The organism is Pedobacter sp. AC163 (assembly GCF_979258665.1).
In genome coordinates this window covers 736,937-760,677 of sequence record NZ_OZ409872.1, presented here as the reverse complement: position 1 = coordinate 760,677, position 23,741 = coordinate 736,937, and the positions used below count along the sequence as shown (strand labels likewise).

Sequence of the window (23,741 nt, the reverse complement as noted above, 5' to 3'; positions counted from 1 at the left end):
GTGAATTGACGCTCTTCATCGTGAGATCTTTTCCCAATATATTCTCTAGTAAAATCTATTCAAGTAAATAACTTACCGCATTATTAATGAATCCCATCACACAAAAATCTACTTATGCTAAAGGAATCAATAGAAAAGGTGAGAAGAATCTAATTGCCCTTATTCTTATTACCAGCCTCTTTTTTTTCTGGGGTTTTGTGCATAATCTTGATCCGGTTTTAATTCCTCATTTAAAAAGGGCTTTTTCCCTTTCAGATCTTGAAACGGCGCTGATCGATTTTTCTGTATTTATTGCTTACTTCATTATGGCACTTCCGGCAGGTTTTCTAATGAAAAAGTATGGATATAAATTCGGGATCATACTTGGGTTGATCTTATTTGCTATTGGTTCTTTTTTATTTATACCGGCAGCAAATACTGGCGTGTATCTCTTTTTTCTAGGGGCGTTATTTGTTTTAGCATGTGGTCTGACCTTTCTGGAAACAGCAGCAAACCCTTATGTAATTGCTTTGGGCGATGCTGATACGGCCTCGCAGCGGTTAAATTTTGCTCAATCTTTTAACGGTCTAGCTGCGTTTTTGGCTCCGGTAATTGGCGGGAAATTTATATTAAGTGAAAGTACACTTACCGACAAAGAGCTTGCCCTTATGCTTCCCTTGGCAAAAAAACAATTTTTAATGAGCGAGGCTGCAACTGTAAAGGGGCCATATGCCATTTTAGGTGCTCTAATCCTGCTAATTGCGGTAGTGTTCATATTTATCAAATTACCGGATATAAAAGATACTGAGTCAAAGGATGAAAAAACCTCTTTTATCAAAGCATTTCTGCATCGGCACCTCACATTCGCCATTATTGCCCAGTTTTTCTATGTGGGTGCACAAGTATGCGTTTTGAGTTTTTTTATACGCTTTGCCACCTCGGCAGCAGGCCTAACTGCTTCTACGGCCAGTTGGTACGCCGGAGGAGCTGGTCTCGCATTTATGATCGGCAGGTTTGTTGGAACTTTTTTAATGCGCCTAACAGCACCCAACGTATTACTCTTCATATATGCATTGTTCAGTATTCTATTGACACTTATCGCTATTTTTTCTCAGGGAATCATAACCGTATATGCACTTATCGGCGTTTCGTTTTTTATGTCTATCATGTTTCCCACTATATTCTCACTAGGAATTGCCGGGCTTGGAAAGGATACCAAAATAGGTTCCTCGTTAATTGTAATGTCAATTGTTGGCGGTGCGGTACTGCCTTTATTATTGGGCTATATTTCTGATCTAACAGGTAGCATTCAATATGGTTTTCTGGTTCCTTTTCTTTGTTTTTTTATCGTGTTCCTCTTTGGCTTGAAATTCTGGAAGCCTGTAAATAAAAATATTGTTAAATAAAAATGAATAAAATAACCCTTCAGATCGACAAAAAGGATAATGTTTTGGTTGCCTTAACAGATTTAGCCGCAGGCACCATCATCATAGATGCTTCCAGGGAGATTCGTTTATTGGAAGACATTCCTGCAAAACATAAATTTTTCATTGAAGACCTCAAGGCTGGGGAAAAAGTGATGATGTATGGTGTTGTGGTCGGACTATTAAATCATGATATCCTTCAGGGCGAAAGACTGTCCATAGAAAACACTTCGCATGCAACCGATCCTTTTTCGATCAAGGAAACTACGCTAGACTGGCAAAAGCCGGATATGACCAGGTTTACCAACCGTACATTTAACGGTTATCACCGCAGTGATGGTCGGGTGGGTACTGCTAACTACTGGCTGTTTATTCCTGCCGTATTCTGCGAAAACAGAAATCTGGATGTGATAAAAAGTGCCCTTAACCATGCGCTCGGTTATACGGTTGATGATAAATATTTTTACTATGCGCAAAGTCTTGTTGATGCATTTGAGTTTGGAGAAGATCTGCTTCACGTTGATTTTCAGTCCGAGACTAACGATAAAATAAAGAGAGTTTTCAAAAATATTGATGGCATAAAATTTCTCAATCATTCTGGCGGATGTGGCGGTACCCGACAAGATGCAGCAACGCTAAGCAGGTTACTCGCTGCCTATGCTGACCATCCAAATGTTGCAGGAGTTACGCTACTGAGCCTGGGATGTCAGCATCTGCAGGTAGGCGACCTAAAGGCTGATTTATATAAACGCAACCCTGCTTTTGATAAGCCATTTCTTGTTTTTGAGCAGCAGAAAGCCTTAAGTGAAGAAATTATGATCCAGAAGGCTATTTTGCAAACATTCGAAGCATTGATTCTAGTCAACAGACAATCGCGTCAGCCTGCTTCCCTCGATAAACTTTGCATCGGTGTAAAATGTGGTGCAAGTGATGGGTTCAGTGGTATTTCAGCGAACCCTGCTGTGGGTTACTGTGCTGATCTTCTGGTTGGACTGGGGGGAAAGGTTTTATTGGCAGAATTTCCAGAGTTGTGTGGCGCAGAGCAACAAATCCTTGATCGAATGATTGATCGCTCAGCTGCCGAAAAATTTGTCAAACTGATGACCGATTACAATGATATGGCGCATCAGGCTGGTTCAGGTTTTCATATGAACCCATCCCCTGGAAATATTAAAGATGGTCTGATTACGGATGCGATAAAATCAACGGGTGCCGCTAAAAAAGGCGGTACCTCACTTGTTGTTGATGTCCTAGACTATACAGAAGTGGTAACCAAACCTGGGCTGAGTCTAGTGTGTACGCCTGGCAATGATGTGGAAGCCACAACTGGACAAACCGCATCAGGGGCAACCATTATTCTTTTTACAACAGGCTTGGGTACGCCTACTGGTAATCCAGTCTGCCCGACGGTAAAAATATCATCAAACACATCACTCGCCAAAAACATGAATGACATTATCGATCTTGATACCGGTAGCATCATCAGTGGAGAAAAAACGATTGAGCAGGTTGGTGAAGAAATATTGGAGCATTGTATCAAAGTGGCTAGTGGAGAATCTATTCCTAAAGCCGTTTTGCTTCAGCAGGATGACTTTATTCCCTGGAAAAGGGGCGTTTCCCTATAAGCATTCAGATCGTTAACAATATTTTATACACAAGGGAACAATAGAATCTACAATGAAAACAGGAATAAAAAAGATGATGCAATTGAATTCTACACACTTCAGGTGGATGGTCGTAATCTTTATTGTTATGCTACAACTAGGTGACACTATGCGCACCTCCGACCAGGACTATAAGGCCGGACCTGCAGAAAAAGACTATGTCGGTTATCTATTTGCCTATTTTAAGGGAAATGCAGTATCCGATGAAGCACTTTGTTTTGCCATCAGTACAGATGGATATAATTACCGGGCGTTAAACCATAACAAGCCCATTCTGGATTCAAAAATAATCAGTTCCACAGGCGGTATACGGGATCCTCACATTCTTCGCGGTATTGATGGTCAATCCTACTACATGGTTCTTACTGATATGACTTCCTCAAAAGGATGGGATTCAAACCGTGCGATGGTATTACTTAAATCCACAGATCTGATCAACTGGAAACATACTGTTGTTAACATACAAAGACAGTATAATGGGAATGAGGATCTAAAGCGGGTATGGGCACCACAAACCATTTTTGATCCTGCAAAAGGGAAATACATGGTTTACTGGTCAATGAAACATGGTGATGGTGCGGATATCATTTACTATGCTTACGCCAATGAAGACTTTACCGGCTTTATTGCAGCGCCAGAAGTTCTGTTCAGACCAAATAATGGCAAATCCTGTATTGATGGGGACATCATCAATAAAAACGGATTATTTTATCTGTTTTATAAAACAGAAGGGCATGGAAATGGAATTAAGCTGGCGATTACAGATTCGTTGACCAGCCCGAAATGGATTGAACAACCTGGATACAAGCAGCAAACCAAAGACGCGGTGGAAGGATCGGGAGTGTTCAAGCTTAGCAATACAGAAAAATACATTCTCATGTATGATGTGTATGGAAAAGGTAAATATCAGTTTTGCGAGAGCTACGATCTTGATAAATTTAAAGTCATAGATCATGAGGTAAAAATGGATTTTCATCCCCGTCACGGTACCATCATTCCATTATCACGCAAGGAATTAATCAACCTGACCAACCAGTGGGGCATTCCGGACGGTATGGAATTTTCATTCCGGAAAAACCCTGTTCTCGAGGGATATTATGCTGATACGGATATATTGTATTCTAAGAAAACGATAAAATTTTATATCTATCCCACTAGCGATGGTTTCGACGGATGGGGAAATTTTTAAAGCTTTTTAAATATAATTCTGATAAGAACTTAAAAAACATGCCAACTGACGCACCGTGCTTCAGCGCTGCTTTTATTCTACTTGCTGATCGATGGATATCTGCGATCGGCCATATCCAGAAATAATAATGCCGCAAGAAACATATGAGCCACGATGTATAACCGTCGGTTAAAGGATTATTGATCATAAATATTTTTTGATCTAAAGCAGAAAAAATGAAAATCAATATCAATAGAATGATGCAGGTGATTTTAATCCTTGCCCTGTGGTTTCCTTTTACTGGCAGCGCACAGCCGCGTTACAAATATCAGGCGATTCATTCAGGTGTTCCACTCGTTGATGATAAAGGAAACACCTTGAGCGCACACGGCGCCTGTATCATAAAAGAAGGTAAAAGGTATTATCTATTTGGAGAGAAACATTCAGACACCAGCAATGCTTTTGAAGGTTTTAGCTGCTATTCTTCTGCTGATCTGATAAGCTGGAAATTTGAACGTCTGGCACTTCCCAGGCAAACATCAGGAAAACTTGGGCCTAAACGAATCGGTGAACGCGCTAAAGTCATGAAGAGCCCGGAAACGGGAGAATATGTGATGTTTATGCATGTGGATACTTTGGGTTATAGCGATCAGTTTATCGGCTATGCCACATCTTCATCCATTACGGGCCCTTACCGGTTTCGGGGTTCATTGATGTTTAACGGACAGGCAATTCGCAAATGGGATATGGGAACTTTTCAGGACCATGACGGTTCAGGGTATTTGCTGATTCATGGAGGAGAGATATATAAACTCAGCGCGGACTACAAAAGTATTGTTAAAAAGGTCAACGGGAGCATGACGCCGGGATTTGAATCGCCCGCCATGTTAAAAAAGGACAATGTCTATTATTTTTTGGGCTCAGATTTGACCAGCTGGGAGCGAAATGACAATTACTATTATACATCAAATAAGCTCAGTGGTCCATGGACCAAAAAAGGGTTTTTCTCACGCCCCGGAAGCCTAACCTGGAATTCCCAGACCACTTTCGTCCTACCGATCATAAGCGCCAAAGATACTACGTTTATGTTCATGGGTGACAGATGGTCCTATCCCAAACAAGCCAGTGCAGCTACTTATGTCTGGCAACCTTTAAGTTTTATCGATACAAACCTGTCGATGTCCGAATGGTATGATAGCTGGAAAATAAGCCCTAGCAGCAAGTTTGTTCCAGATAAGATCATCGGAGACACGATTGTAAATAGTGATCATCACCGCATCCGATACATTGGAGAATGGCTGCTAACTAATGATCGTATTGCAGTGACATCTTCAGCGGTCAAAGGCAACTCCTTTACAGTCAGCTTTGAAGGTACACAAGCTGCCCTTTATGGTTTTTCCAGTCCTTCCGGAGGGTACGTTAACATTGAGCTCACCGATGCAAAAGGAAAAGTACTGCTATCAAATCTCGTGGATAATTATAGTAAGTATGCAAATTCGTCACTTAAATACATCACTCCTTTGCTTAAAAAGGGAAAATACACATTGTCTGTAATGATCACAGGCGAGAAAAGTAATTGGTCAGACAAAAGAAAAAATCTATATGGAAGTACCGGTACATCTTTCTCTTTCGATAAGCTTATCATTAAGCGCTGAAACGGAATATTTGGTATGGTGAATTCAGATTATGAATTTGAAACGGTAGGAAGGAGCGAGGAATGGAAAGAAAATGTACTGTCCAATTCTGCCATCAGATAATCAACAAAGATCTGGATGAAAGCAGGAAAACATACCTTAAAAATTGTCAAAATTGACCCAGGTATAATTCTAGACAGAATTTTCCTTGATCTGGGTTCGCCTGGACTTTACGGGGTGCCCAATCAGCAGCACTGATCTTTAGCTCATGATATTATCGCCAAATTTCTTATTTCCCAGCCTCACCGCATGCGCCAGTTTAATATTAAACAATCTTTTCAAACCATGATAAGCAATAAAAGAACTCAATACATCCTGATTTTTTCTTCTCTGTAATGGTATTGCCTGAGTCATTTGCTCAAAACAACAAGCCTAATCCAGCTCGAGTTACCGTCGACTTTTCCAAACCAGTAGGGCAGATGAGCCCTGTCTGGTCATTGTTTGGTTACGATGAGCCAAATTATACTTACATGAAGGATGGAAAGAAACTGCTCTCAGAACTTTTCATGCTAAGTGAGGTGCCAGTATATGTTCGTACACATAATCTTTTGACCACCGGCAACGGACAACCTGCGCTTAAATGGGGATCCACGAATGCATATACACTGGATACAGAATGGAATTTGAGGACGATGGAGCCATCAAAATCATTACGCCGACCGATCAAGGAATCAAACCGGTTAGCAGTAAATCTAAATAATGATGAAATATGGAAGAGTATAACTTAGATTGGCTTAATTGTAACCGCTATGGAACTAATAAACTATCGATCATCTGAGGATCTAAACTCTCTCTATATTGACTTTAGCCATGTCGCAGTAAATAGCTGGCTTACTTGATCCTTTCGTTTTTAGAGGTCATTCATATAGTCTGTGATACTTTTCAATATTTTACTCACTATCAGCTGAAGGGTACGTAAACCAAGAAAGCATCAAATTGAACAATAGCTCAGTTTGATGCTTTGATATCGACTTTAACTTTATGCCGACAGAAGCGCTTCAGTACTTTTTATTTCGGCATAGATGAATGCTAGTGCAGCTAAAAATGCATGATGCACATCATCCGCTTTCACTGTTCTTCCATTAATTTCCAAGTTTCTCGAAGCACAGGCATCACTGATAACAGTACATTTATAACCAAAGTCAAATGCAGCACGTGTTGTGGCATCTACACACATATGCGTCATCATTCCAGTAATGATCAATTCTGATACTTCGTTTTCTTTTAAATAGTCTAAAAGACCTGTATCTCTAAAACTGTTTGGATAAAACTTTTGAAAAACATTTTCTCCATCAAGGGGTTTCACATTTTCGTGGATTTTTATCCCTTTTGTTCCCTCCACAAAGACTGGCATAGCTTCTGGGTTAGCCGAAACATGTTGTATGTGGGCAATTGGTAAATTATTTGCTCTAAAATGTTCTAATATTTTACCGGCGTTCAAACTTGCTGCCAAAGGATTTACTAATTCAAGGGCGCCATTTTCAAAATAATCATTCTGAATGTCGATAATTATTAATGCTTTTTTGCTCATAGCTTTTATATTTTACTTGTTTCAAACATCTATGAGACAAAGCTAAGTAGGTTTTATACCAGGCTTAATACCAAAACACTATGAATTGCTACCATTTTGATATTCATTTAGAAATTCAGTTGTGGTAACGCCAGTTTGGTTTTTAAAAAAGCGCATTAAATGGTTAGGTTCAGAAAAGTTAAGCTCAAAAGCAATTTCACCAACTGTAAGTTTAGAATATATAAGATAATCCTTGATGGACACAAGCAAACGTTGTTTTAATAATTTAGATGCTGTAACATTGAATTGCTCTTTGACAGATTTATTCAAGGTAATTCGGTTTATGTTTAGCAGTTCGGCATATTCAGTAATTCGTTGTTTTTCTTTAATGTGGGTCTCTATCAATTGCTTGAATAGATAAGCATCGTTATTTTTATTTTTTTCGATTGCCAAATGATGTTTTTCAGCATATTCACGGTTAAGTTTTTGAAGCAAATAATAAATCAGTGATCGGATGATGTGAACACTGTCGGCTTTAGTTTTGACCAGTTCCAATTTAATTTCAGCAAGAAGAGAATAGTACCTCTCAATGAGCGCATCATCAACCTGTAGATTTAAGGGATATTCTAATTGATAAAAGTATAAAAGACGATAGGTAAATAATTTGTCAGCAAAAAAATCATTTAAAAAATCTTCCTGAAAAACCAAAACTGTAAACTCCAGATCATCAGGTTTCAGGCTCCACTGTCGTTTTTGGAAAGGTGAAATGAATATAATACAGTTGTCAGTAATGTTTATTTTATCGTGATTCAACATCAGATGACCGTCGCCCTTTTTAAAAAAAACGATTTCCAGATAATCGGTATCATAAATTTCCTTCTCAAGATAGCTCTCTTTGATTTCATCAGAAGGCAGAATATTAATCAGAAAATCTACCCCGCATTCTGTTTTATGAAATTTCTGGGTTCTCATATTTTTGTTGTTTTGAGCATTTATTATTCTAGTTTTTAATGAGATATTAAACTAAATTCTCCAGGCCAAATGCAGCCAGCTGATCCACAATAGGCAAAGTTTTCAATCCCAGTTCAGTTAAAGTATATTCTACTTTAGGAGGAATTTCTGGATAAACTTTTTTACTTACTAATTTATTTTCTACCAGCATGTTCAATTCCTGTATCAGCATTTTTTCACTGATTCCAGTGACGGCCCTTTTTAGCTCACCATATCGAACTACATTCCCATTGATCTGAAACAATATCATCAATGTCCATTTACCACTAAGCAGTGATAACGAAGCTCTTACTGGGCACCTGTCGTCGCAGGGCGGATTTATTTGTAAACTTTTTTCCATTGATTATCAATATTTCTAACTTTTTGGTTAGTACCCAACTGATAGGTAAGTACTTGTACAAAAGTACGTACTAATGTATTTTTGTGCAAGTGTTACTAAAAAAATAAATGTAAAATGAAAATATTAGTATTCGGAGCTACAGGCTCACAACAATTTAATGTAATAGGCGAAGCAAAGAAAAAAGGTGCCGAAGTAGTTGCTGCGACAAGCTCAGAAAAAGGTTTTGATAAATTATCGCACGCAGGAGCAATACCGGTTTTAGCAAATTTAGCTGATGCGGATAAAATCAATAAGATTACTAAAGGCATCGATGCAATTGCCTTCATGATTCCTGTTTCGCTGCCCAATCCTTTTGACGGTTTACAATATGCTAAAAATGTAATTGATGCTGCTAAAGCAAATGGAGTAAATAAAATCGTTTGGAATACCAGCGGCTGGTTGGAATCTCAAAAAGTTGGTTCGCCAGTTGATGATATAAAATTGGATGTTCAGGATTATTTAAAAGCCAGCGGAGTAGATTACGTAATTCTCGAACCAACTATTTATATGGAAAATATGATGGGACCATTTTGCGCACCTTTTATTAGTAATGATAAAAAACTTGCCTATCCCACACCAGAGCCCATGCCAATTGGATGGATTGCAGCCAGAGATGTCAGTGCCTTTGTAGTTGAGGCTATTTATAATGAAAACTTAAAAGCAGATAATTTCAAAATAAGTGGCTTGGAGAATTTAAAAGGAAATCAATTAGCGTCGGCATTTTCCAATGGTGTCGGTGAAGAAATTGTTTATTATCCGCAAAAACCCCAGGAATTCGGTGATATACTAAAACCTATGGTAGGAGAGGCAGGAGCAAACAGCGTTGCAGCCTATTATGAAAATCTTCAAAATGCAACAGAATATCCTTCCAAATTTAACCCCGACATGAACGAAGTTTTGGAAAAACTTCCCGTTAAAATGACTTTGTTGTCTCAATGGGCAAGCGAGAACAAAAGTTATTTCATTAAATAGATTAAGTTTATATGGAAGCCAAAGAAGTTGTAGCAGCATATTTTGATGCATTGGCAAAAGGTGAAATGGAAAAAGCATTTTCCAATTTTTCCCCAGAAACCAAATGGTATCAACCAGGAAATAATAAATTTTCTGGTTTAAAAAATAATTTAGCTGAGATTTTCCAAATGTTTGATGGCATTATAACGCATACATCAGGAAAGATGCTCGTCAAACCCACAGGGGCAATTCTGGAAAGTGGAGATATGGTATCAGTTCCCGTTTGGTTTAGTGCCAAAAAAGAATCGAAAGTGATGGATTTGGGTGGGATGGATTTATTTCAAGTCAAGGCAGGTAAAATCGTTCATGTTTGGACATTTTCAGATGACCAGACGGTGGACGATAAGTTTTTTGGAAGATAAGCATACTAATAGCTTTCGGTAATGTATATTCGAGAATCACAATTCAAACAGTCAGTGATAGTATAAAAATTTAAATAACATTCAGACGGATTGAATTTCGTTCTTCAGTCCGTCTGATATCTGACACAAAATCCTTGTGGAACAGCAGGATTACATGATGCACTTATTCAACATGCTTCTTCTTTGTAATTAGCTGATAATTTATAAGTATTGTTTCTCGGCTTAGATAAACCGGGGCAAATTGACCCCATCTCACCGGAAATATATTTGCTGTAAATTTTTGCTTTTCTGTATTTTAGAGAATTGGTAGAATGGGGTCAGATTAATTGATCGTTTTTATGGAAATTTTATCTAAATAAATCGTAAAGGAAAGCCCCCATCAGACCAGATGAAAGGAAATGCATGACGGTACAGATTCTTCACCAAAATGAAGATATGCCAAAGAACATATTACGCAGTTATTTTCAATGTTTTGTTGTGTAATGGATAATGCTGTGCAGCTACGATTTCTCTTGCTTTAACTACATCGCCGATAATTATTAGTGCAGGATAAGCTAAGCCTTCTCTCAAAGCCATTTCCTGAATATCTTTAATTTCGCAGGTGCCTTGTTTTTGATGTGGCAATGTTGCGTGTTGAATAATCGCCGCTGGCGTAGAACCTAAGCCCGCCATTTTGTAGGCTGACGAAATTTCTGCGAGTTTTCGCATACCCATATATATAACTACGGTAGCCGAAGTTTTCATCGCACAAGCCAAATCATTCGACAAGCTTCCGTCTTTTTTAGTGCCAGTGATGATCCAAACACTTTCGCTAATGCCACGGTGCGTTAATGGAACATCTATAAAGCCAGAGCCTTGCATGCTGCTAATCCCTGGAATGTACTGCGATTTAACACCGTGGCTTTCCGCATAAAGTAATTCTTCAAAGCCTCTGCCAAAAATAAATGGGTCGCCACCCTTTAAACGGACTACAACTTTGTTTTTTTTGGCATATTTTACAATTAATTCGTTGATTTTTTCTTGAGGAGTACAACTTTCATAAGGTTTTTTACCGACATATACCATTTTGCATCCAATCGGAGCAATTTCCAGCAATTTATTGTTACTTAGATTATCATACAGTACAACATCTGCTCTTTTCAATACATTATAGGCTTTCATGGTCAATAATTCTGGATCTCCAGGACCCGCACCCATTATAAAAAGTCCAAAATCTTCCATTTTAATCTGTTTATTTTTAACGAAATAGCTATTTATTTATAAAAGTGATGAAAAATTATTAAAAATTGTAATATTTTATGATAAAAATCATGTTTATATCAAAAAATTAAAACAAAAACATATATTTGAATATCAATTATCATATAAATATTAATAACAAATAGTTTATTTTCAAAAAAACTAATGATAAATGATGTCTAAAAATTATATCTATTAAAATTTTATAAATTTTTAATAAAAAATCATCCGAGAACTACAAAAAACTTAAAAACCATGAATAAATTAAAAGTAATTGTAATTGGTAATGGCATGGTAGGATACAAATTCTGCGAAAAGCTAAAATCTAAGTCTGATTCATTTAAATTAATTGTTTTTGGAGAAGAACCCAGACGAGCTTACGACAGGGTTCATTTAAGTGAATACTTTAATGGCAAAACAGCTGAAGACCTTTCTATGTCAACTGCGACCTGGTACGAGGAACAAGAGATTGACCTTTACCTGAACAATCCAGTTACTGGCGTAGATAGAATGGCTAAAACCGTTTCTACTTTATCTGGCGAAAAATTTAATTACGATTTTCTTGTATTTGCCACTGGCTCGGCAGCATTTGTACCAAATATAAAAGGAATCGAAAAAGATGGTGTATTTGTTTATCGCACCATTGAAGATCTTGATTTGATTTCAGCTTATTCAAAAAAAGCTAAAAAAGCTTCGGTAATTGGAGGCGGTTTATTGGGCTTAGAAGCGGCCAAAGCCTTGATAGATTTGGGTATAGAAGAAACCAGCATTATCGAATTTGCACCTCGCCTAATGCCCAGACAAATTGATTTGGCTGGAAGCGAAATGCTAAAATCAATGTTGGTTGATTTAGGCCTGCAAATACACCTCAACAAAAACACGAGTAGCATTGAGGGCGGTACCAGCATCAGCGGATTAAAATTTAGCGATGACAGCGAACTGGCGATTGACATGTTAGTAATATCTGCAGGGATAAAACCAAGAGATGAACTGGCGAGACAATGCGGCATTAACGTTGGTGCAAGGGGTGGGATTGTTGTAGGTACCGAAATGCAAACCAACGACCCATGCGTTTTTGCCATTGGCGAATGCGCCCTTTTCGAAGAAATGATTTACGGGTTGATTGCGCCAGGTTATGAAATGGCAGAAGTACTGGCATCAAATCTTTGCGCACAAAGCAAATCTTTCAAAAGTTTTGATATGAGCACTAAACTCAAATTAATAGGGATTGATGTAGCCAGCTTCGGCGACCCTTTTATTAACGAGCCAGATTGCCGAACCATTGTTTTTGAAAACAAACATAAGGGCATTTATAAAAGAATAAACATTAGTAATGACGGGCAGTACCTTTTAGGAGGTATTTTAATTGGCGATGCAACAGCATACAACATGCTGTTGCAAACCAGTGTTAACCGAATTGCGCTATCAGAAAATCCTGAAGAATTAATTTTGGGCAGTCGTGGCGGCGAACAAGCTGGCGCTGGCATCGAAAGCTTGCCAGATGCTGCGTTAATTTGCAGTTGCGAAGGTGTTACCAAAGGCGATATCTGCAATTCGATAACTGAACAAGGTTGCGAAACAATTGATGGTATAAAAAAATGCACCAAAGCAGGAACTGGATGCGGTGGCTGTATGCCAATGGTAAAAGATTTGATGCTTCACACCCTAAAAGCGCAAGGAAAATATGTTCGAAACGTAATTTGCGAACACTTTAATTACAGTCGCCAGGAATTATACGACCTGATTCACATCCATCAGCTAAAAAGCTACGATGAAGTTTTAGATAAACTCGGCGAATCTGACGGTTGTGAAACCTGCAAACCTTTGGTTTCTTCCTTACTGGCAAGTCTTTGGAATGAAATGATTCTTAAAAGAGGAAATGATACCGCACAGGACAGCAACGACAGGTTTTTAGCCAATATCCAAAAAGGCGGTTCGTATTCTATTGTTCCTCGTGTTGCGGGTGGAGAAATTACCCCTGAAAAATTAATTGTAATTGGCGAAGTATCCAAAAAATACAACCTCTACACCAAAATAACAGGAGGACAAAGAATTGATATGTTCGGCGCACACCTGAACGATTTGCCAATCATCTGGGAAGAATTGATTGCTGCTGGTTTTGAAAGTGGACATGCTTACGGCAAAGGTTTAAGAACGGTGAAAAGCTGTGTTGGAAGCACTTGGTGCAGGTTTGGTTTGCATGACAGCGTAAGTTTTGCCATCCGCATTGAAGAGCGCTATCGCGGAATCAGGGCGCCGCATAAGTTTAAATCTGCGGTAAGTGGTTGTATCCGTGAATGTGCAGAAGCACAGAGTAAGGATTTTGGCATAATCGCCACAGAAAAAGGCTGGAACCTTTATGTATGCGGCAACGGCGGCAGTAAACCCCAACACGCTCAATTACTTGCAGCTGATGTAGACAGCGAAACCTGCATCAAGTATATCGACCGTTTTTTAATGTTTTACATCCGCACAGGCGACCCATTAACCCGAACCGCAACCTGGCTAAATAAAATGGAAGGCGGGATGGAATATTTACGCAACGTGGTAGTTAACGATAGCCTCGGCATGGGCGAAAAATGGGAAGTAGAAATAGAAAGATTGGTAGATACGTACAAATGCGAATGGAAAGAAGCGGTAGAAAATCCTGCCATCAGAAAACGCTTTTCACACTTTGTTAATGCGCCAGAAGAAAAAGACCCAACAATAGAATTCGTAGAGATGCGTGGACAAAGACGCACTCCGGAATGGAAATCAGTCTAACCAAATATAAAATCAACCAACAAATTATCAACCATAACCAAACAATTATGACAGAAACAACAACAAATTGGTTAGCCGCATGTCGTGTTGAGGATGCAGTAGAAAACGGAGGGGTGTGCGTAAAACATGGAGAGGAACAAATTGCGCTCTTCTATTTTACCCGAAGAAATGAATGGTATGCCACGCAAAATGAGTGTCCGCACCGTAAGCAAATGGCTTTAAGCCGGGGCATGATTGGAACCATTACCGATGAACCTAAGGTAGCTTGTCCGTTCCATAAAAAGAATTTTTCGTTGAAAACCGGCGAATGTTTAAGCGGAGATGAATGCGCCATTAAAACTTATCCCGTAAAAGTAGAAAACGGAACGGTTTACATTGCATTAAACGTTTAGCCGCTCAACACCAAACTTAAAATTATGAAAATCAATAATTATGTGGCTTTTTTAGGCTGCCTTGCCATAGCTTTGCTTTCATTTCGAGCCAAAGCACAAACAAATTTCAGCCTTTTTGATGGAACAATCATTGCAGGTTATGTAGATCATGGCGCTTACCTCAACTGTACAGGTCCGAGTGTAAAATTTACTAAAAAACCATTTTCAATTGCCGCAGGCTTACTACCAACACTGAGGTTTAAGGAAGACAAAGTTGCTGCTGGAGCCACCAAAAACAGTTTAGTTACCCCAAACTTAGGTTTCGGGTTAACCGCGGTATTCCATCATTTTGCGGTTCAGTTACCCTTTTACTACAATGCTAAAACAGTGGCCAAAAACGGTGAATGGAACGTGGGCGCAGGCCTGGGTTACAAATTTTAATTCAAATCAACCTTAAAATCTAAACCGATCCCCATGACAGCTCAAACAAACAAACCACTCGATAAACTAAATATATTTTCGCTCAAAGGTGTTCAAATGAAAACCTTTCATATTACCTGGCTTACCTTTTTCTTTTGCTTTTTTGCATGGTTCGGCATGGCACCATTAATGAAAATAGCCCGAGAACAATTGCATCTTACAAAAGACCAGGTTGGGAATATCCAAATCGCATCCGTTTCGGCAACCATCCTTGCCCGCCTTTTAATCGGAAGGTTGATAGATAAATTCGGGCCCAAAATTATTTACACCTGGCTATTGGTGCTTTGTGCCGTTCCAGTGTTGCTTATCGGCACCAGCCAATCGTACACTTCATTTTTACTTTTCAGGTTAGCCATCGGCGTAATCGGCGCATCGTTTGTGATTACGCAATTTCATACCTCTATTATGTTTGCGCCAAACATTAAAGGCACAGCAAACGCCACCGCAGGCGGTTTCGGAAATGCTGGCGGTGGTGCAGCGAACGTATTTATGCCACTAATCGCATCCGCATTAACGGCTTTGGGTTTTTGCAGTTCGGCAGATAGCTGGCGTTATGCAATGATTTTTCCTGGCATTATGCTTTTAGTATGTGCATTTTTATATTACCGTTACACTCAGGATAGTCCGCAGGGCGATTTCAAAAACCTGAAAGACGAGACCATTAAAAGCAGCAAAAACACATTTCTTATTGCCGCAAAAGATTACCGAACATGGATTTTAACCATTGCCTATGCCGCTTGTTTCGGCGTAGAAATCACTGTTGATAATTTCGCACCCATCTTTTTTACCGATTCTTTTGGTGCAACCATCGCCATTGCAGGTTTGGTAGCGGGTATTTTTGGTTGGATAAACATTTTCGCTAGGCCAATGGGCGGCATTGTTGCCGATAAAATTGGCAAAGTTTGGGGCTTCGATGGCAAAACCCTGCTCTTATCCATTTTATTGTTAATTGAAGGTATTGGGCTAATTTGGTTTGCCAAATCTGGCAACATCGGGATGGCTATTTTTATGATGTTTGTTTTTGGCTTGAGCTTAAAGATGGCCAATGGCGCTACGTACAGTTTGGTTCCGTTTATCAACCCTGTTGCCGTTGGTAGCGTTGCGGGAATTGTTGGTGCAGGTGGCAATATCGGTGCTATGCTCATCGCTTTTATGTTTAAATTAGAGGCCAGTCATTTAACCAAAACCGTTATCGAAAATGGGCAAACCGTTCAAAAAGACCTGATAAATTATACTTCCGCGTTTACATTATTGGGCTATATCATTCTGGGAATCGGTGTTGCCGTTTTTATTTTCAGAACGGTAATGGCTCAAAAGAAAGCAAAAGTAGAAGAATTGGCTTTTGCTACAAGTAACTAATTTAAACACGACTTATTCCTTATTACCTTGAAGATAGAAAACAACACATTTGCCAATAATACAACAACCTGCTGCTATTGCGGCGTTGGCTGCGGCATTGTGGTTAGTAAAGACAATCAGGAACGCATTACTGTTGAGGGCGATAAAAACCATCCTGTAAACAAAGGGATGTTGTGCAGCAAAGGCATGAATTTGCATTACACCGCAAACGATAAGGGCGATAGATTGCTTTATCCCGCCATGCGGTACAACAAAAATATGCCATTACAACAAGTGAGTTGGGATAAGGCATTGGAACGCACAGCGATGGTTTTCAAGGCATTAATAGCAAAACATGGTCCAGACAGCGTTGCATTTTACGCTAGTGGGCAGTGCTTAACCGAAGAATATTATGTTGTAAATAAATTGATTAAAGGTTTTATCGGCAGCAATAACATCGATACCAATAGCCGCTTATGTATGAGCAGTGCGGTTGTGGGTTATAAAATGAGTTTGGGCGAAGATACCGTTCCCATTAGTTATGATGATATTGAAATTGCCGATTGTATCTTCGTGGCTGGCGCAAACCCTGCCTGGTGCCATCCTATTTTGTGGCGACGGGTAGAGGCCGCGAAAGAGAGAAATCCGAACCTGAAAATTATTGTGAGCGACCCACGAAAAACGCAAACCTGTTCGCTTGCCGATGTTCATTTACAACTTAATCCTGGTACGGATATTACCCTGCATCATGCCATTGGCCGATGTTTAATTGAAGATGGAAACATCGACCTCAATTTTATTGCAAAAAGGACCAATGGTTTTGAAAAATATCGTTCAACCGTTTTCGAAACTTCGTTACCGGAAGCTGCCTGTATTTGTGGAATTGAGGAAAGCGATATTCGTTTGGCGGCATCTTTTATAGGCAATGCGAAGGGTTTTATTACCATGTGGACGATGGGCCTCAACCAAAGTGTCGTAGGCACCAACAAAAATTTATCGCTCATTAACCTCAATTTAATTACCGGGCATATCGGCAAACCTGGCAGCGGACCTTTTTCGCTTACAGGCCAACCGAATGCAATGGGCGGCAGAGAAGTTGGCGGCTTAAGCAATCTGCTTCCTGCTCATCGAAATTTAGACAATGAAACTCATCGCAATGAGGTAGAAAAATTCTGGCAGATCCCTTTGGGTACAATCCAACCAAAACCTGGGCTTACCGCTACCGAAATGTTTGATGAGTTGAATACCGGAAAGCTGAAAGCGATCTGGATTTTATGCACCAACCCATTAATTAGCTTGCCTGATGTTAGAAAAGCAGAAGAAGGCTTAAAAAAGGCAAAGTTTGTGGTGGTGCAGGATATTAGCAACACGGTTGAGACCCTGAAATATGCTGATGTGGTTCTTCCTGCTGCAGCTTGGGCCGAAAAAGAAGGCACCATGACCAATGCGGGGCGTTACATTTCGTATTTAAGCAAAGTGATACAAGCACCTGGCGAAGCTTTACCTGATGCAGAAATTATTTGCAGGTTCGCTCAAAAGATGGGTTTTGAGGGTTTCGATTTTAAAAATGCCGCCGCCATTTACGATGAACACGCCGCACTCACCGAAGGTACAAATATCGATATCAGCGGATTGAATTATGAAATTCTGAAAGAAAAAAGAGCCGTTCAATGGCCTTACCCCAAACAAGAAAAAGCTTTTGGAACGACCAGATTGTTTGAAAATCATCAGTTTTTTACGCAGGATAAAAAGGCAAATATCATTTCTTTTGATGGTCAAAATCAATCTGAACCTTTAACGCCAGCGCATCCGCTGATTTTAACCACTGGCAGAATAAGAGACCAATGGCACACCCGCAGCAAAACAGGTAAAGTAAACAAACTCAACCAGCACATTAGCGAGTCGTTTCTGGAAATTCATCCCGCAGATGCGGAAAAAAGAAATATTAAGGATAATGATGTAGTTGAAATGAACAGCCTGCACGGAAATGTGCGTTTGAAAGCTAAATTTTCGACAGATATTAAACCTGGAGTTGTTTTTATGCCGATGCATTGGGGCAAAATTTTAAAGAGCGATTTAAATCGGGTAAATAATTTAACCAATAACCTGGTTGACCCACAAAGTAAAGAACCCGATTTTAAATTTACTGCAGTTGAGGTAAAACTTTATCGAAAACCGAGGCAAAAATTAATTGTAATTGGTGCTGGTGCAGGTGCTTGTGGTTTTGTGAAAAGCTACCGAGCCTTAAATAGTGAAGATGATATTGAGATTTTCAGCAGGGAAGATTTTCCGTTTTATAACCGTGTGCTTTTACCCGATTATATTATTGGCACTTTGCCATGGCACAACCTGATTAAAATGAGCGATAGCGAGGAAGTTGATTATAGAATTAGGCTCCATCGCGGTTTAGGTATTGATAAAATCAACAGAATTGATAAAACGGTTGTGGATAGTAAAGGCGAAATCCACCATTACGATATTTTGCTTTTAGCCACAGGAAGCAGGCCGTTTATGCTAAAGGATATTCCGCCGCTTAACGGTATATTTACCATGCGGAGCCGAAATGATGCGGATAGTTTTAAAAAACATGCCGCGGCAACTAACGGAAAAGTGGTTATTGTGGGTGGTGGTTTATTGGGTATTGAGTTGGCTTCATCGCTTGCAGAAACTGGCTCGAAGGTAAGTGTGATTCAACGGATTTCGCGGTTAATGGGCAGGCAATTGGACGGCTTGGCAAGTCAGTTATTACATGAAGAACTGATTAGTAAAGGCATCGAAATTTTTTATAATGATGAAATTGATCGCGTAATCGGTGAAAAAAAAATATCGGGCATCCGCCTGAAAAGTGGTTTATCAATTGATTGCGAATCGCTGATTATTGCCATCGGAACAATGCCCAATACCGAATTAATTAAGGATGCTGGCATTGAATGCAAAAGAGGCGTTGTAGTTGATGAATATTTAAGGACCAGCGAGCAGGATGTTTTTGCCATTGGCGAAATTGCCGAATTTAAGGGGCAAATGTATGGCATCACCGCCGCGGCAGAGCAACAGGCCGAAATTGTGGCCAGATTTATTTGCGGTGATATTGCTAAGTTTTATCAGGGCAGCCTGCTAATGAATATTTTAAAAATGCACAGCTTGGAATTGTGCTCTCTAGGTTTGGCGGAAGTTCCCGACAACGACCCAACTTATGAGGAAATTACCTTTATTGATAAGGCCAAGCGCTATTATAAAAAGTGCATTGTACATCACGACAGGTTAGTAGGCGCCATATTAGTGGGCGATAAAAGTGAGTTTCTGGAGTTTAGAAACCTCATTGAAAATAAAATGGAGCTGAGTGAAAAAAGGCTTCAACTATTAAGAAGTGGCAAAACTGCCGAACCAATTATTGGAAAAATGGTTTGCAGCTGCAACAATGTGGGGGAGGGCAATTTAATTAATAAAATAAAAGATGGCTGTAAAGACCACTTGCAACTTTGCCAGCTTACAGGTGCAGGAATGGGTTGCGGAAGTTGCCGCCCTGAAGTAAAGGCTATTCTCGATTCCTTTATTAACGTGCTAAAAACAGCTCCAAAAGTTGCATTAGCTGAATAAAACTTAAAATAATGATGAAAGTAGAAGTGGAACCATCTGAATTTATTAATCTCGAAGGCATTGAATATTTCAAATTCGAAGAAGATTTTATGGAAGAAAACGTTCGCTGCATTCCAATGGTGGTTCGTTTTAAATTGGATTTGGCAGGCATAAAGCTAAAGCTTGGCGAATGGGGTCGGTTTCATCCAATGGAAAGAATAGAATTGGCTCTTTTGCCAATTTCAAATACAATAGAAACTGCTGAATATAGAACATACTTAATCAATCTGATTCATATTTATACAGGAAAAAATGCAACAGAATTTGCCGTAGATATGCAGCCAGCATGGAATAACTTAGCGCAAATTCCGCAAATGCTGATTGAAAAATCTACCGAGTTAAATCTGGAAATCTCCATCAGCCAATGGCAAAACCTAAGCAACATACAAAGATTTGCTTTACTGAAACTTTGCAGATCAGGGCATGAAAACATGAATTTCCCTAAAGCGGTATTGGAATTTGGCTTAATCAACACTTAAAAATGGACCAAACAATTATCATCAATTTTCCTGGCGGGATTATTTCTCCTGGCAATTTGTACAACATATTGGTGGCAGCCAGTAAGGCAAAAATCGGGTTTGTTCGTTTCGGTTTGCGCCAACAATTATTGGTTGATACCGCAAATTATAACTTGCCAGGTTTTACGATTGAGCTTGATAAATTAGGAATTGCTTACGAAGTTGATAATAATAATTCGCCAAATATTATCAGTTCTTATCCAGCTGAAGAAATTTTTATACGCAACAGCTGGTTAACGGACGGTATTTATAAAGATATTCTGGATGATATTGATTACAAACCTAAAGTGAAGGTAAATATTTGCGATAGCAACCAAAGTTTTACGCCCATGCTTACGGGCAATATCAATTGGATTGCATCTTCGCAAGCAGAACATTACTGGCATTTAATTATCCGTTTTCCAAAAACCAATGTAATTTACGAGTGGAAACAGCTTTGCTACACCAACCACATTGCGAAGCTAACTAAGGCGATTGAAAAGATTATTACGGATTATCCATCGCAATTTATAGATAACGAGACCGTCAATGGCGAAGCACTTTTTGCGTATTTAAATCAGGAAGATTTTGTACTTAGATTTGTCGAAAAACCTGTTGCTTTATCAACCTTCAATTTACCGTATTACGAAGGATTAAACCGTTACAACAATAAATATTGGCTGGGTATTTACCGTAGAGATGAATTGTTTAGTGTTGCTTTTTTGAAACGCCTTTGCCAGTTGTGTTTGGATACCAAACTTGGTCAGTTTTGCTGCACTTCGTGGAAAACCATTGTGGTAAAAGGCATTGAAGAAAAAGACAAAAAACTTTGGAACGATTTACTGGAAGAATTTGAGCTGAATATGCGCCATGCGGCGAACGAACTCAATTTTCAGGTAGAAGATAATTGTTTGGAAGGACTGGAATTAAAGAACTTTTTGGTTAAGCATTTAAGCATTAATGATACCCGAACTTTCGGTATTTGTTTTGGAATTAAAACCCGAAAGAAAAGTGAAATTTTTAGCAGTATTTTAATCCGAAAAAGATATGTGATTAGTTTATGGGGGATAAAATTATTTCCAGTCTATGATATTCTTTGTGCGAAGGATTTCAACCCTAACGAACGTACCGGCGAGATTTTTAGTCGTGGCAACCCACGATTAATATTGCCTGAGCAAATTAGACGAGCGGTTTATAAATTTTATAAGCAGCGCCAAAGTGCTTTAAAGAGTAATCCGCAATCTGTAAATATGAAAACCGAAGATTTATCTAGCAAAGACAAAGTTGTGCTTTACCAATGCAGCGATTGCTTGACGGTTTACAATGAGCAGCTTGGAGAACTGGAAAATAACATCTTGCCAGGAACAGCTTTTAAAGATTTATCTGAAGATTATTGCTGCATCCTTTGCGAAGCAGATAAAAGTAATTTTGGGCCAATCGAGCAATCAGAATTGATGTTATTATAAGCCGTTAACTTCCCCATCAGAATTGAAGTTATCAAAGCAGCGATAATCCTTATCCTCAATAAGAATTTCAGAGACGTTTAAATTGGATAATACGAACTTCATGCTGCGTCCAAGCAATTTACCATCTTGAAGCATGTGCAATATCTTTTTCAAACCTCTGGAGGTATAAATCCCGCACAATGGCTCTTGTTGTTCGCTTTTTATAAAAATATAAGCATCGAAAGCATCAGAAACAACAAAAGCTTGCTTTAATTTCTCCAAAATATGCGTTTGCATTAGCAGCATATCACAGGCCAATAGAAACAAATCATCATTCGGATTTGCCAGATGCGCTGATAAAGCGCCAAGTAAGGGCCCTTTTAAATCAAGCGATTGATGGTCTGTAATTAACTGTGCTTTATTAAAATAGTTAGCGTACTTTTTTTCCTGAGTTAGATTTACTGAAAATTTCACATGCAAGCCTATGGATCTCAGTTTATCGGCAGCCAATTCAGCCCAAAGCTTATCCTGATGGTTTAATAAACCTTTATCGGTTCCCATCCTTACACTTTGTCCGCCGCATAAAACAACCCCAATCATGATTTACTTATTGCTCAAATCCAGCAGTTTATTTTCATCCAAAATGCCAATCATTTTATCTTTTACGTGGATGAGTTCTTCGGCCAGCAGTTCGTTCATTGTTCTAAAAACAGTTTCGTAGGTAGCCCCAGTGTAAGCTGCCAAATCCTGCCGACTTAAAGCCAGATTTAAAAAACCTTCGCTATTTAAACCAAATTGCGTTTTAAGGCTTAATATTGCAACAGCTAACCTGCCTTTTACCGACATTAGCGCAAGGTTTCTCATTTTCTTTTCTGAAGATTGCAGTTCATCAGCATAAAACATTAATAAACGATAAGCAAAATCGTGGTTGACTTTAAGCGTAGTTTTGAAAAATTCGATATCAACATAGCATAATGATGTCGTTTCCAGAGCAGTTGCTGAAATCGGGTAATTGCTGTTTGCAGTACCAATACCGCGATGACCGAAAATAGCACCATCATTTGCAAAGCGGATGATCAATTCTTTATCGCCCCAATGTTTATGCACCTTAACATTGCCCGATGTGACAAAATAAACACCTGTTACAGGCTCGCCTTCCTTAATAATAACCTCGCCCTTTTTAGCAACGAAATTGCGTTTATGGCTATTTATTACAGCATGCCACTCAGGTAAGGTATGCTTACACATCAAGCAAGCTTCTAAATTGCAGCTGTTATTTTTTTTCATTGTTTAAATAATTAACAAAAGTACAAATCGTTGCAGTTTATAAAGCTGTTTTTAAAATTATATCTTTAAGTCCATTCATAATAAAATTAGTGATTTCAGTTAGTGCTTTTCTCCATCAATAATTTGAAATATGCATATGGTTTATCCATCTAATATTTAATCATCAGAAATATTCATTATCCATTTCTGGAGTGCCACTTTTCTGGATTTTCGCTTAGCTCTGATTTTTTTCATTTTGTCTACAACTTTGGGAATTAGCTTTTCTCTTTCCTTTCGTAGTTTCATCAACCTACCCAGCTCATTGTACTCTGTCATCTTAGTGTCTAGTTCTGCGATTCTCTTCAAATCAGCAATAAATTTATTACTAATTCGAACCGTTGTCGACCCCCAGTGGGACGAGGTCTTTTCACAAGATTTTCGTCCCATTTTTTTTGTCATTAATCATCTGTTTTTCAGTTCAGTGTATACTTTTATTGAGATTTT

The 23,741-nt window shown here is 39.0% G+C and carries 23 protein-coding genes; 15 read left to right on the top strand and 8 right to left on the bottom strand.

From position 1 onward, the window contains the following. Positions 1-86: 86 nt before the first annotated feature. The 5 genes from fucP (at position 87) to ACZZZK_RS03055 (ending at position 6,127) form a co-directional block, all read left to right on the top strand. On the top strand, positions 87-1,385 hold the full coding sequence (gene fucP / locus ACZZZK_RS03075) for an L-fucose:H+ symporter permease (protein WP_463482812.1): 1,299 nt from the start codon (positions 87-89) through the stop codon (positions 1,383-1,385). Between the two features lie 2 nt (positions 1,386-1,387). Next, complete coding sequence (locus ACZZZK_RS03070; protein ID WP_463482811.1) at positions 1,388-3,028, top strand: UxaA family hydrolase; 1,641 nt, start codon at positions 1,388-1,390, stop codon at positions 3,026-3,028. A gap of 52 nt (positions 3,029-3,080) precedes the next feature. Continuing rightward, the gene (locus tag ACZZZK_RS03065) at positions 3,081-4,256 is read left to right on the top strand and encodes a glycoside hydrolase family 43 protein (RefSeq protein WP_463482810.1); all 1,176 of its coding nucleotides are present in this window, start codon (positions 3,081-3,083) and stop codon (positions 4,254-4,256) included. Between the two features lie 215 nt (positions 4,257-4,471). Then, entirely contained in the window at positions 4,472-5,890 is a 1,419-nt protein-coding gene (locus ACZZZK_RS03060) for a family 43 glycosylhydrolase (protein ID WP_463482809.1), read from the top strand. A gap of 117 nt (positions 5,891-6,007) precedes the next feature. Continuing rightward, positions 6,008-6,127 carry a hypothetical protein gene (locus ACZZZK_RS03055; protein ID WP_463482808.1) on the top strand — a complete coding sequence of 40 codons (120 nt, stop codon included), beginning with the start codon at positions 6,008-6,010 and terminating at the stop codon, positions 6,125-6,127. 3 nt (positions 6,128-6,130) lie between these two features. Here ACZZZK_RS03055 and ACZZZK_RS03050 read toward each other — a convergent pair whose 3' ends face one another. Next, positions 6,131-6,283, bottom strand: coding sequence for a hypothetical protein (locus ACZZZK_RS03050; protein WP_463482807.1), 153 nt, complete (start codon positions 6,281-6,283; stop codon positions 6,131-6,133). A 65-nt stretch (positions 6,284-6,348) separates the two neighbouring features. Between ACZZZK_RS03050 and ACZZZK_RS03045 the strand changes: the two genes are divergently transcribed. Continuing rightward, entirely contained in the window at positions 6,349-6,657 is a 309-nt protein-coding gene (locus tag ACZZZK_RS03045) for a hypothetical protein (protein WP_463482806.1), read from the top strand. Positions 6,658-6,908: 251 nt separating this feature from the next. Here ACZZZK_RS03045 and ACZZZK_RS03040 read toward each other — a convergent pair whose 3' ends face one another. From ACZZZK_RS03040 to ACZZZK_RS03030, 3 genes are all read right to left on the bottom strand, one after another. Beyond that, the gene (locus ACZZZK_RS03040) at positions 6,909-7,460 is read right to left on the bottom strand and encodes a cysteine hydrolase family protein (protein WP_463482805.1); all 552 of its coding nucleotides are present in this window, start codon (positions 7,458-7,460) and stop codon (positions 6,909-6,911) included. Between the two features lie 78 nt (positions 7,461-7,538). Next, positions 7,539-8,411 (bottom strand): helix-turn-helix domain-containing protein, encoded by an 873-nt coding sequence (locus tag ACZZZK_RS03035; RefSeq protein ID WP_463482804.1) that lies wholly within the window; start codon positions 8,409-8,411, stop codon positions 7,539-7,541. Between the two features lie 46 nt (positions 8,412-8,457). Next, positions 8,458-8,790 (bottom strand): winged helix-turn-helix transcriptional regulator, encoded by a 333-nt coding sequence (locus ACZZZK_RS03030; RefSeq protein ID WP_463482803.1) that lies wholly within the window; start codon positions 8,788-8,790, stop codon positions 8,458-8,460. A 114-nt stretch (positions 8,791-8,904) separates the two neighbouring features. Here ACZZZK_RS03030 and ACZZZK_RS03025 point away from each other — a divergent pair, with 114 nt between their 5' ends. Together ACZZZK_RS03025 and ACZZZK_RS03020 are read left to right on the top strand one after the other, a co-directional pair. After that, a complete protein-coding gene (locus tag ACZZZK_RS03025) occupies positions 8,905-9,801 on the top strand; it encodes an SDR family oxidoreductase (protein WP_463482802.1) in 897 nt (298 codons plus the stop codon). Between the two features lie 11 nt (positions 9,802-9,812). After that, on the top strand, positions 9,813-10,202 hold the full coding sequence (locus tag ACZZZK_RS03020) for a nuclear transport factor 2 family protein (RefSeq protein ID WP_463482801.1): 390 nt from the start codon (positions 9,813-9,815) through the stop codon (positions 10,200-10,202). A gap of 450 nt (positions 10,203-10,652) precedes the next feature. On the opposite strand, the gene cobA is transcribed toward ACZZZK_RS03020, so the two are convergent. Further along, complete coding sequence (gene cobA, locus ACZZZK_RS03015; RefSeq protein ID WP_463482800.1) at positions 10,653-11,423, bottom strand: uroporphyrinogen-III C-methyltransferase; 771 nt, start codon at positions 11,421-11,423, stop codon at positions 10,653-10,655. Positions 11,424-11,696: 273 nt separating this feature from the next. Between cobA and nirB the strand changes: the two genes are divergently transcribed. The 7 genes from nirB to ACZZZK_RS02980 are packed head-to-tail and all read left to right on the top strand — an operon-like array spanning position 11,697 to position 21,992. Further along, the gene (gene nirB / locus ACZZZK_RS03010; protein ID WP_463482799.1) at positions 11,697-14,204 is read left to right on the top strand and encodes a nitrite reductase large subunit NirB; all 2,508 of its coding nucleotides are present in this window, start codon (positions 11,697-11,699) and stop codon (positions 14,202-14,204) included. A 47-nt stretch (positions 14,205-14,251) separates the two neighbouring features. Then, complete coding sequence (gene nirD / locus ACZZZK_RS03005) at positions 14,252-14,596, top strand: nitrite reductase small subunit NirD (RefSeq protein WP_463482798.1); 345 nt, start codon at positions 14,252-14,254, stop codon at positions 14,594-14,596. A 24-nt stretch (positions 14,597-14,620) separates the two neighbouring features. Further along, positions 14,621-15,016: a hypothetical protein gene (locus ACZZZK_RS03000; protein WP_463482797.1), complete on the top strand. Its 396-nt coding sequence runs from the start codon at positions 14,621-14,623 to the stop codon at positions 15,014-15,016. A gap of 33 nt (positions 15,017-15,049) precedes the next feature. Next, a complete protein-coding gene (locus ACZZZK_RS02995; RefSeq protein ID WP_463482796.1) occupies positions 15,050-16,414 on the top strand; it encodes an MFS transporter in 1,365 nt (454 codons plus the stop codon). A gap of 27 nt (positions 16,415-16,441) precedes the next feature. Next, positions 16,442-19,990 carry a molybdopterin-dependent oxidoreductase gene (locus ACZZZK_RS02990; protein WP_463482795.1) on the top strand — a complete coding sequence of 1,183 codons (3,549 nt, stop codon included), beginning with the start codon at positions 16,442-16,444 and terminating at the stop codon, positions 19,988-19,990. Positions 19,991-20,001: 11 nt separating this feature from the next. Then, positions 20,002-20,508 carry a nitrate reductase associated protein gene (locus tag ACZZZK_RS02985; protein ID WP_463482794.1) on the top strand — a complete coding sequence of 169 codons (507 nt, stop codon included), beginning with the start codon at positions 20,002-20,004 and terminating at the stop codon, positions 20,506-20,508. Positions 20,509-20,510: 2 nt separating this feature from the next. Then, positions 20,511-21,992: a rubredoxin gene (locus tag ACZZZK_RS02980; protein WP_463482793.1), complete on the top strand. Its 1,482-nt coding sequence runs from the start codon at positions 20,511-20,513 to the stop codon at positions 21,990-21,992. On the opposite strand, the gene ACZZZK_RS02975 is transcribed toward ACZZZK_RS02980, so the two are convergent. The 3 genes from ACZZZK_RS02975 to ACZZZK_RS02965 all read right to left on the bottom strand — a co-directional run bounded on the left by ACZZZK_RS02975 (position 21,987) and on the right by ACZZZK_RS02965 (position 23,603). Then, complete coding sequence (locus tag ACZZZK_RS02975; RefSeq protein ID WP_463482792.1) at positions 21,987-22,571, bottom strand: molybdenum cofactor guanylyltransferase; 585 nt, start codon at positions 22,569-22,571, stop codon at positions 21,987-21,989. The genes ACZZZK_RS02980 and ACZZZK_RS02975 overlap by 6 nt on opposite strands. A 3-nt stretch (positions 22,572-22,574) precedes the next feature. Beyond that, on the bottom strand, positions 22,575-23,258 hold the full coding sequence (locus ACZZZK_RS02970) for a Crp/Fnr family transcriptional regulator (RefSeq protein WP_463482791.1): 684 nt from the start codon (positions 23,256-23,258) through the stop codon (positions 22,575-22,577). Positions 23,259-23,414: 156 nt separating this feature from the next. Further along, entirely contained in the window at positions 23,415-23,603 is a 189-nt protein-coding gene (locus tag ACZZZK_RS02965; protein ID WP_463482790.1) for a hypothetical protein, read from the bottom strand. Positions 23,604-23,741 lie beyond the last annotated feature (138 nt).

Excerpts from the sequence above, each read along its gene's own strand:
- fucP (WP_463482812.1), top strand. The coding sequence starts at position 87 with ATGAATCCCATCACACAAAAATCTACTTATGCTAAAGGAATCAATAGA.
- ACZZZK_RS03070 (WP_463482811.1), top strand. The coding sequence starts at position 1,388 with ATGAATAAAATAACCCTTCAGATCGACAAAAAGGATAATGTTTTGGTT.
- ACZZZK_RS03065 (WP_463482810.1), top strand. The coding sequence starts at position 3,081 with ATGAAAACAGGAATAAAAAAGATGATGCAATTGAATTCTACACACTTC.
- ACZZZK_RS03060 (WP_463482809.1), top strand. The coding sequence starts at position 4,472 with ATGAAAATCAATATCAATAGAATGATGCAGGTGATTTTAATCCTTGCC.
- ACZZZK_RS03055 (WP_463482808.1), top strand. The coding sequence starts at position 6,008 with ATGAAAGCAGGAAAACATACCTTAAAAATTGTCAAAATTGACCCAGGT.
- ACZZZK_RS03050 (WP_463482807.1), bottom strand. The coding sequence starts at position 6,283 with ATGACTCAGGCAATACCATTACAGAGAAGAAAAAATCAGGATGTATTG.
- ACZZZK_RS03045 (WP_463482806.1), top strand. The coding sequence starts at position 6,349 with ATGAGCCCTGTCTGGTCATTGTTTGGTTACGATGAGCCAAATTATACT.
- ACZZZK_RS03040 (WP_463482805.1), bottom strand. The coding sequence starts at position 7,460 with ATGAGCAAAAAAGCATTAATAATTATCGACATTCAGAATGATTATTTT.
- ACZZZK_RS03035 (WP_463482804.1), bottom strand. The coding sequence starts at position 8,411 with ATGAGAACCCAGAAATTTCATAAAACAGAATGCGGGGTAGATTTTCTG.
- ACZZZK_RS03030 (WP_463482803.1), bottom strand. The coding sequence starts at position 8,790 with ATGGAAAAAAGTTTACAAATAAATCCGCCCTGCGACGACAGGTGCCCA.
- ACZZZK_RS03025 (WP_463482802.1), top strand. The coding sequence starts at position 8,905 with ATGAAAATATTAGTATTCGGAGCTACAGGCTCACAACAATTTAATGTA.
- ACZZZK_RS03020 (WP_463482801.1), top strand. The coding sequence starts at position 9,813 with ATGGAAGCCAAAGAAGTTGTAGCAGCATATTTTGATGCATTGGCAAAA.
- cobA (WP_463482800.1), bottom strand. The coding sequence starts at position 11,423 with ATGGAAGATTTTGGACTTTTTATAATGGGTGCGGGTCCTGGAGATCCA.
- nirB (WP_463482799.1), top strand. The coding sequence starts at position 11,697 with ATGAATAAATTAAAAGTAATTGTAATTGGTAATGGCATGGTAGGATAC.
- nirD (WP_463482798.1), top strand. The coding sequence starts at position 14,252 with ATGACAGAAACAACAACAAATTGGTTAGCCGCATGTCGTGTTGAGGAT.
- ACZZZK_RS03000 (WP_463482797.1), top strand. The coding sequence starts at position 14,621 with ATGAAAATCAATAATTATGTGGCTTTTTTAGGCTGCCTTGCCATAGCT.
- ACZZZK_RS02995 (WP_463482796.1), top strand. The coding sequence starts at position 15,050 with ATGACAGCTCAAACAAACAAACCACTCGATAAACTAAATATATTTTCG.
- ACZZZK_RS02985 (WP_463482794.1), top strand. The coding sequence starts at position 20,002 with ATGATGAAAGTAGAAGTGGAACCATCTGAATTTATTAATCTCGAAGGC.
- ACZZZK_RS02980 (WP_463482793.1), top strand. The coding sequence starts at position 20,511 with ATGGACCAAACAATTATCATCAATTTTCCTGGCGGGATTATTTCTCCT.
- ACZZZK_RS02975 (WP_463482792.1), bottom strand. The coding sequence starts at position 22,571 with ATGATTGGGGTTGTTTTATGCGGCGGACAAAGTGTAAGGATGGGAACC.
- ACZZZK_RS02970 (WP_463482791.1), bottom strand. The coding sequence starts at position 23,258 with ATGAAAAAAAATAACAGCTGCAATTTAGAAGCTTGCTTGATGTGTAAG.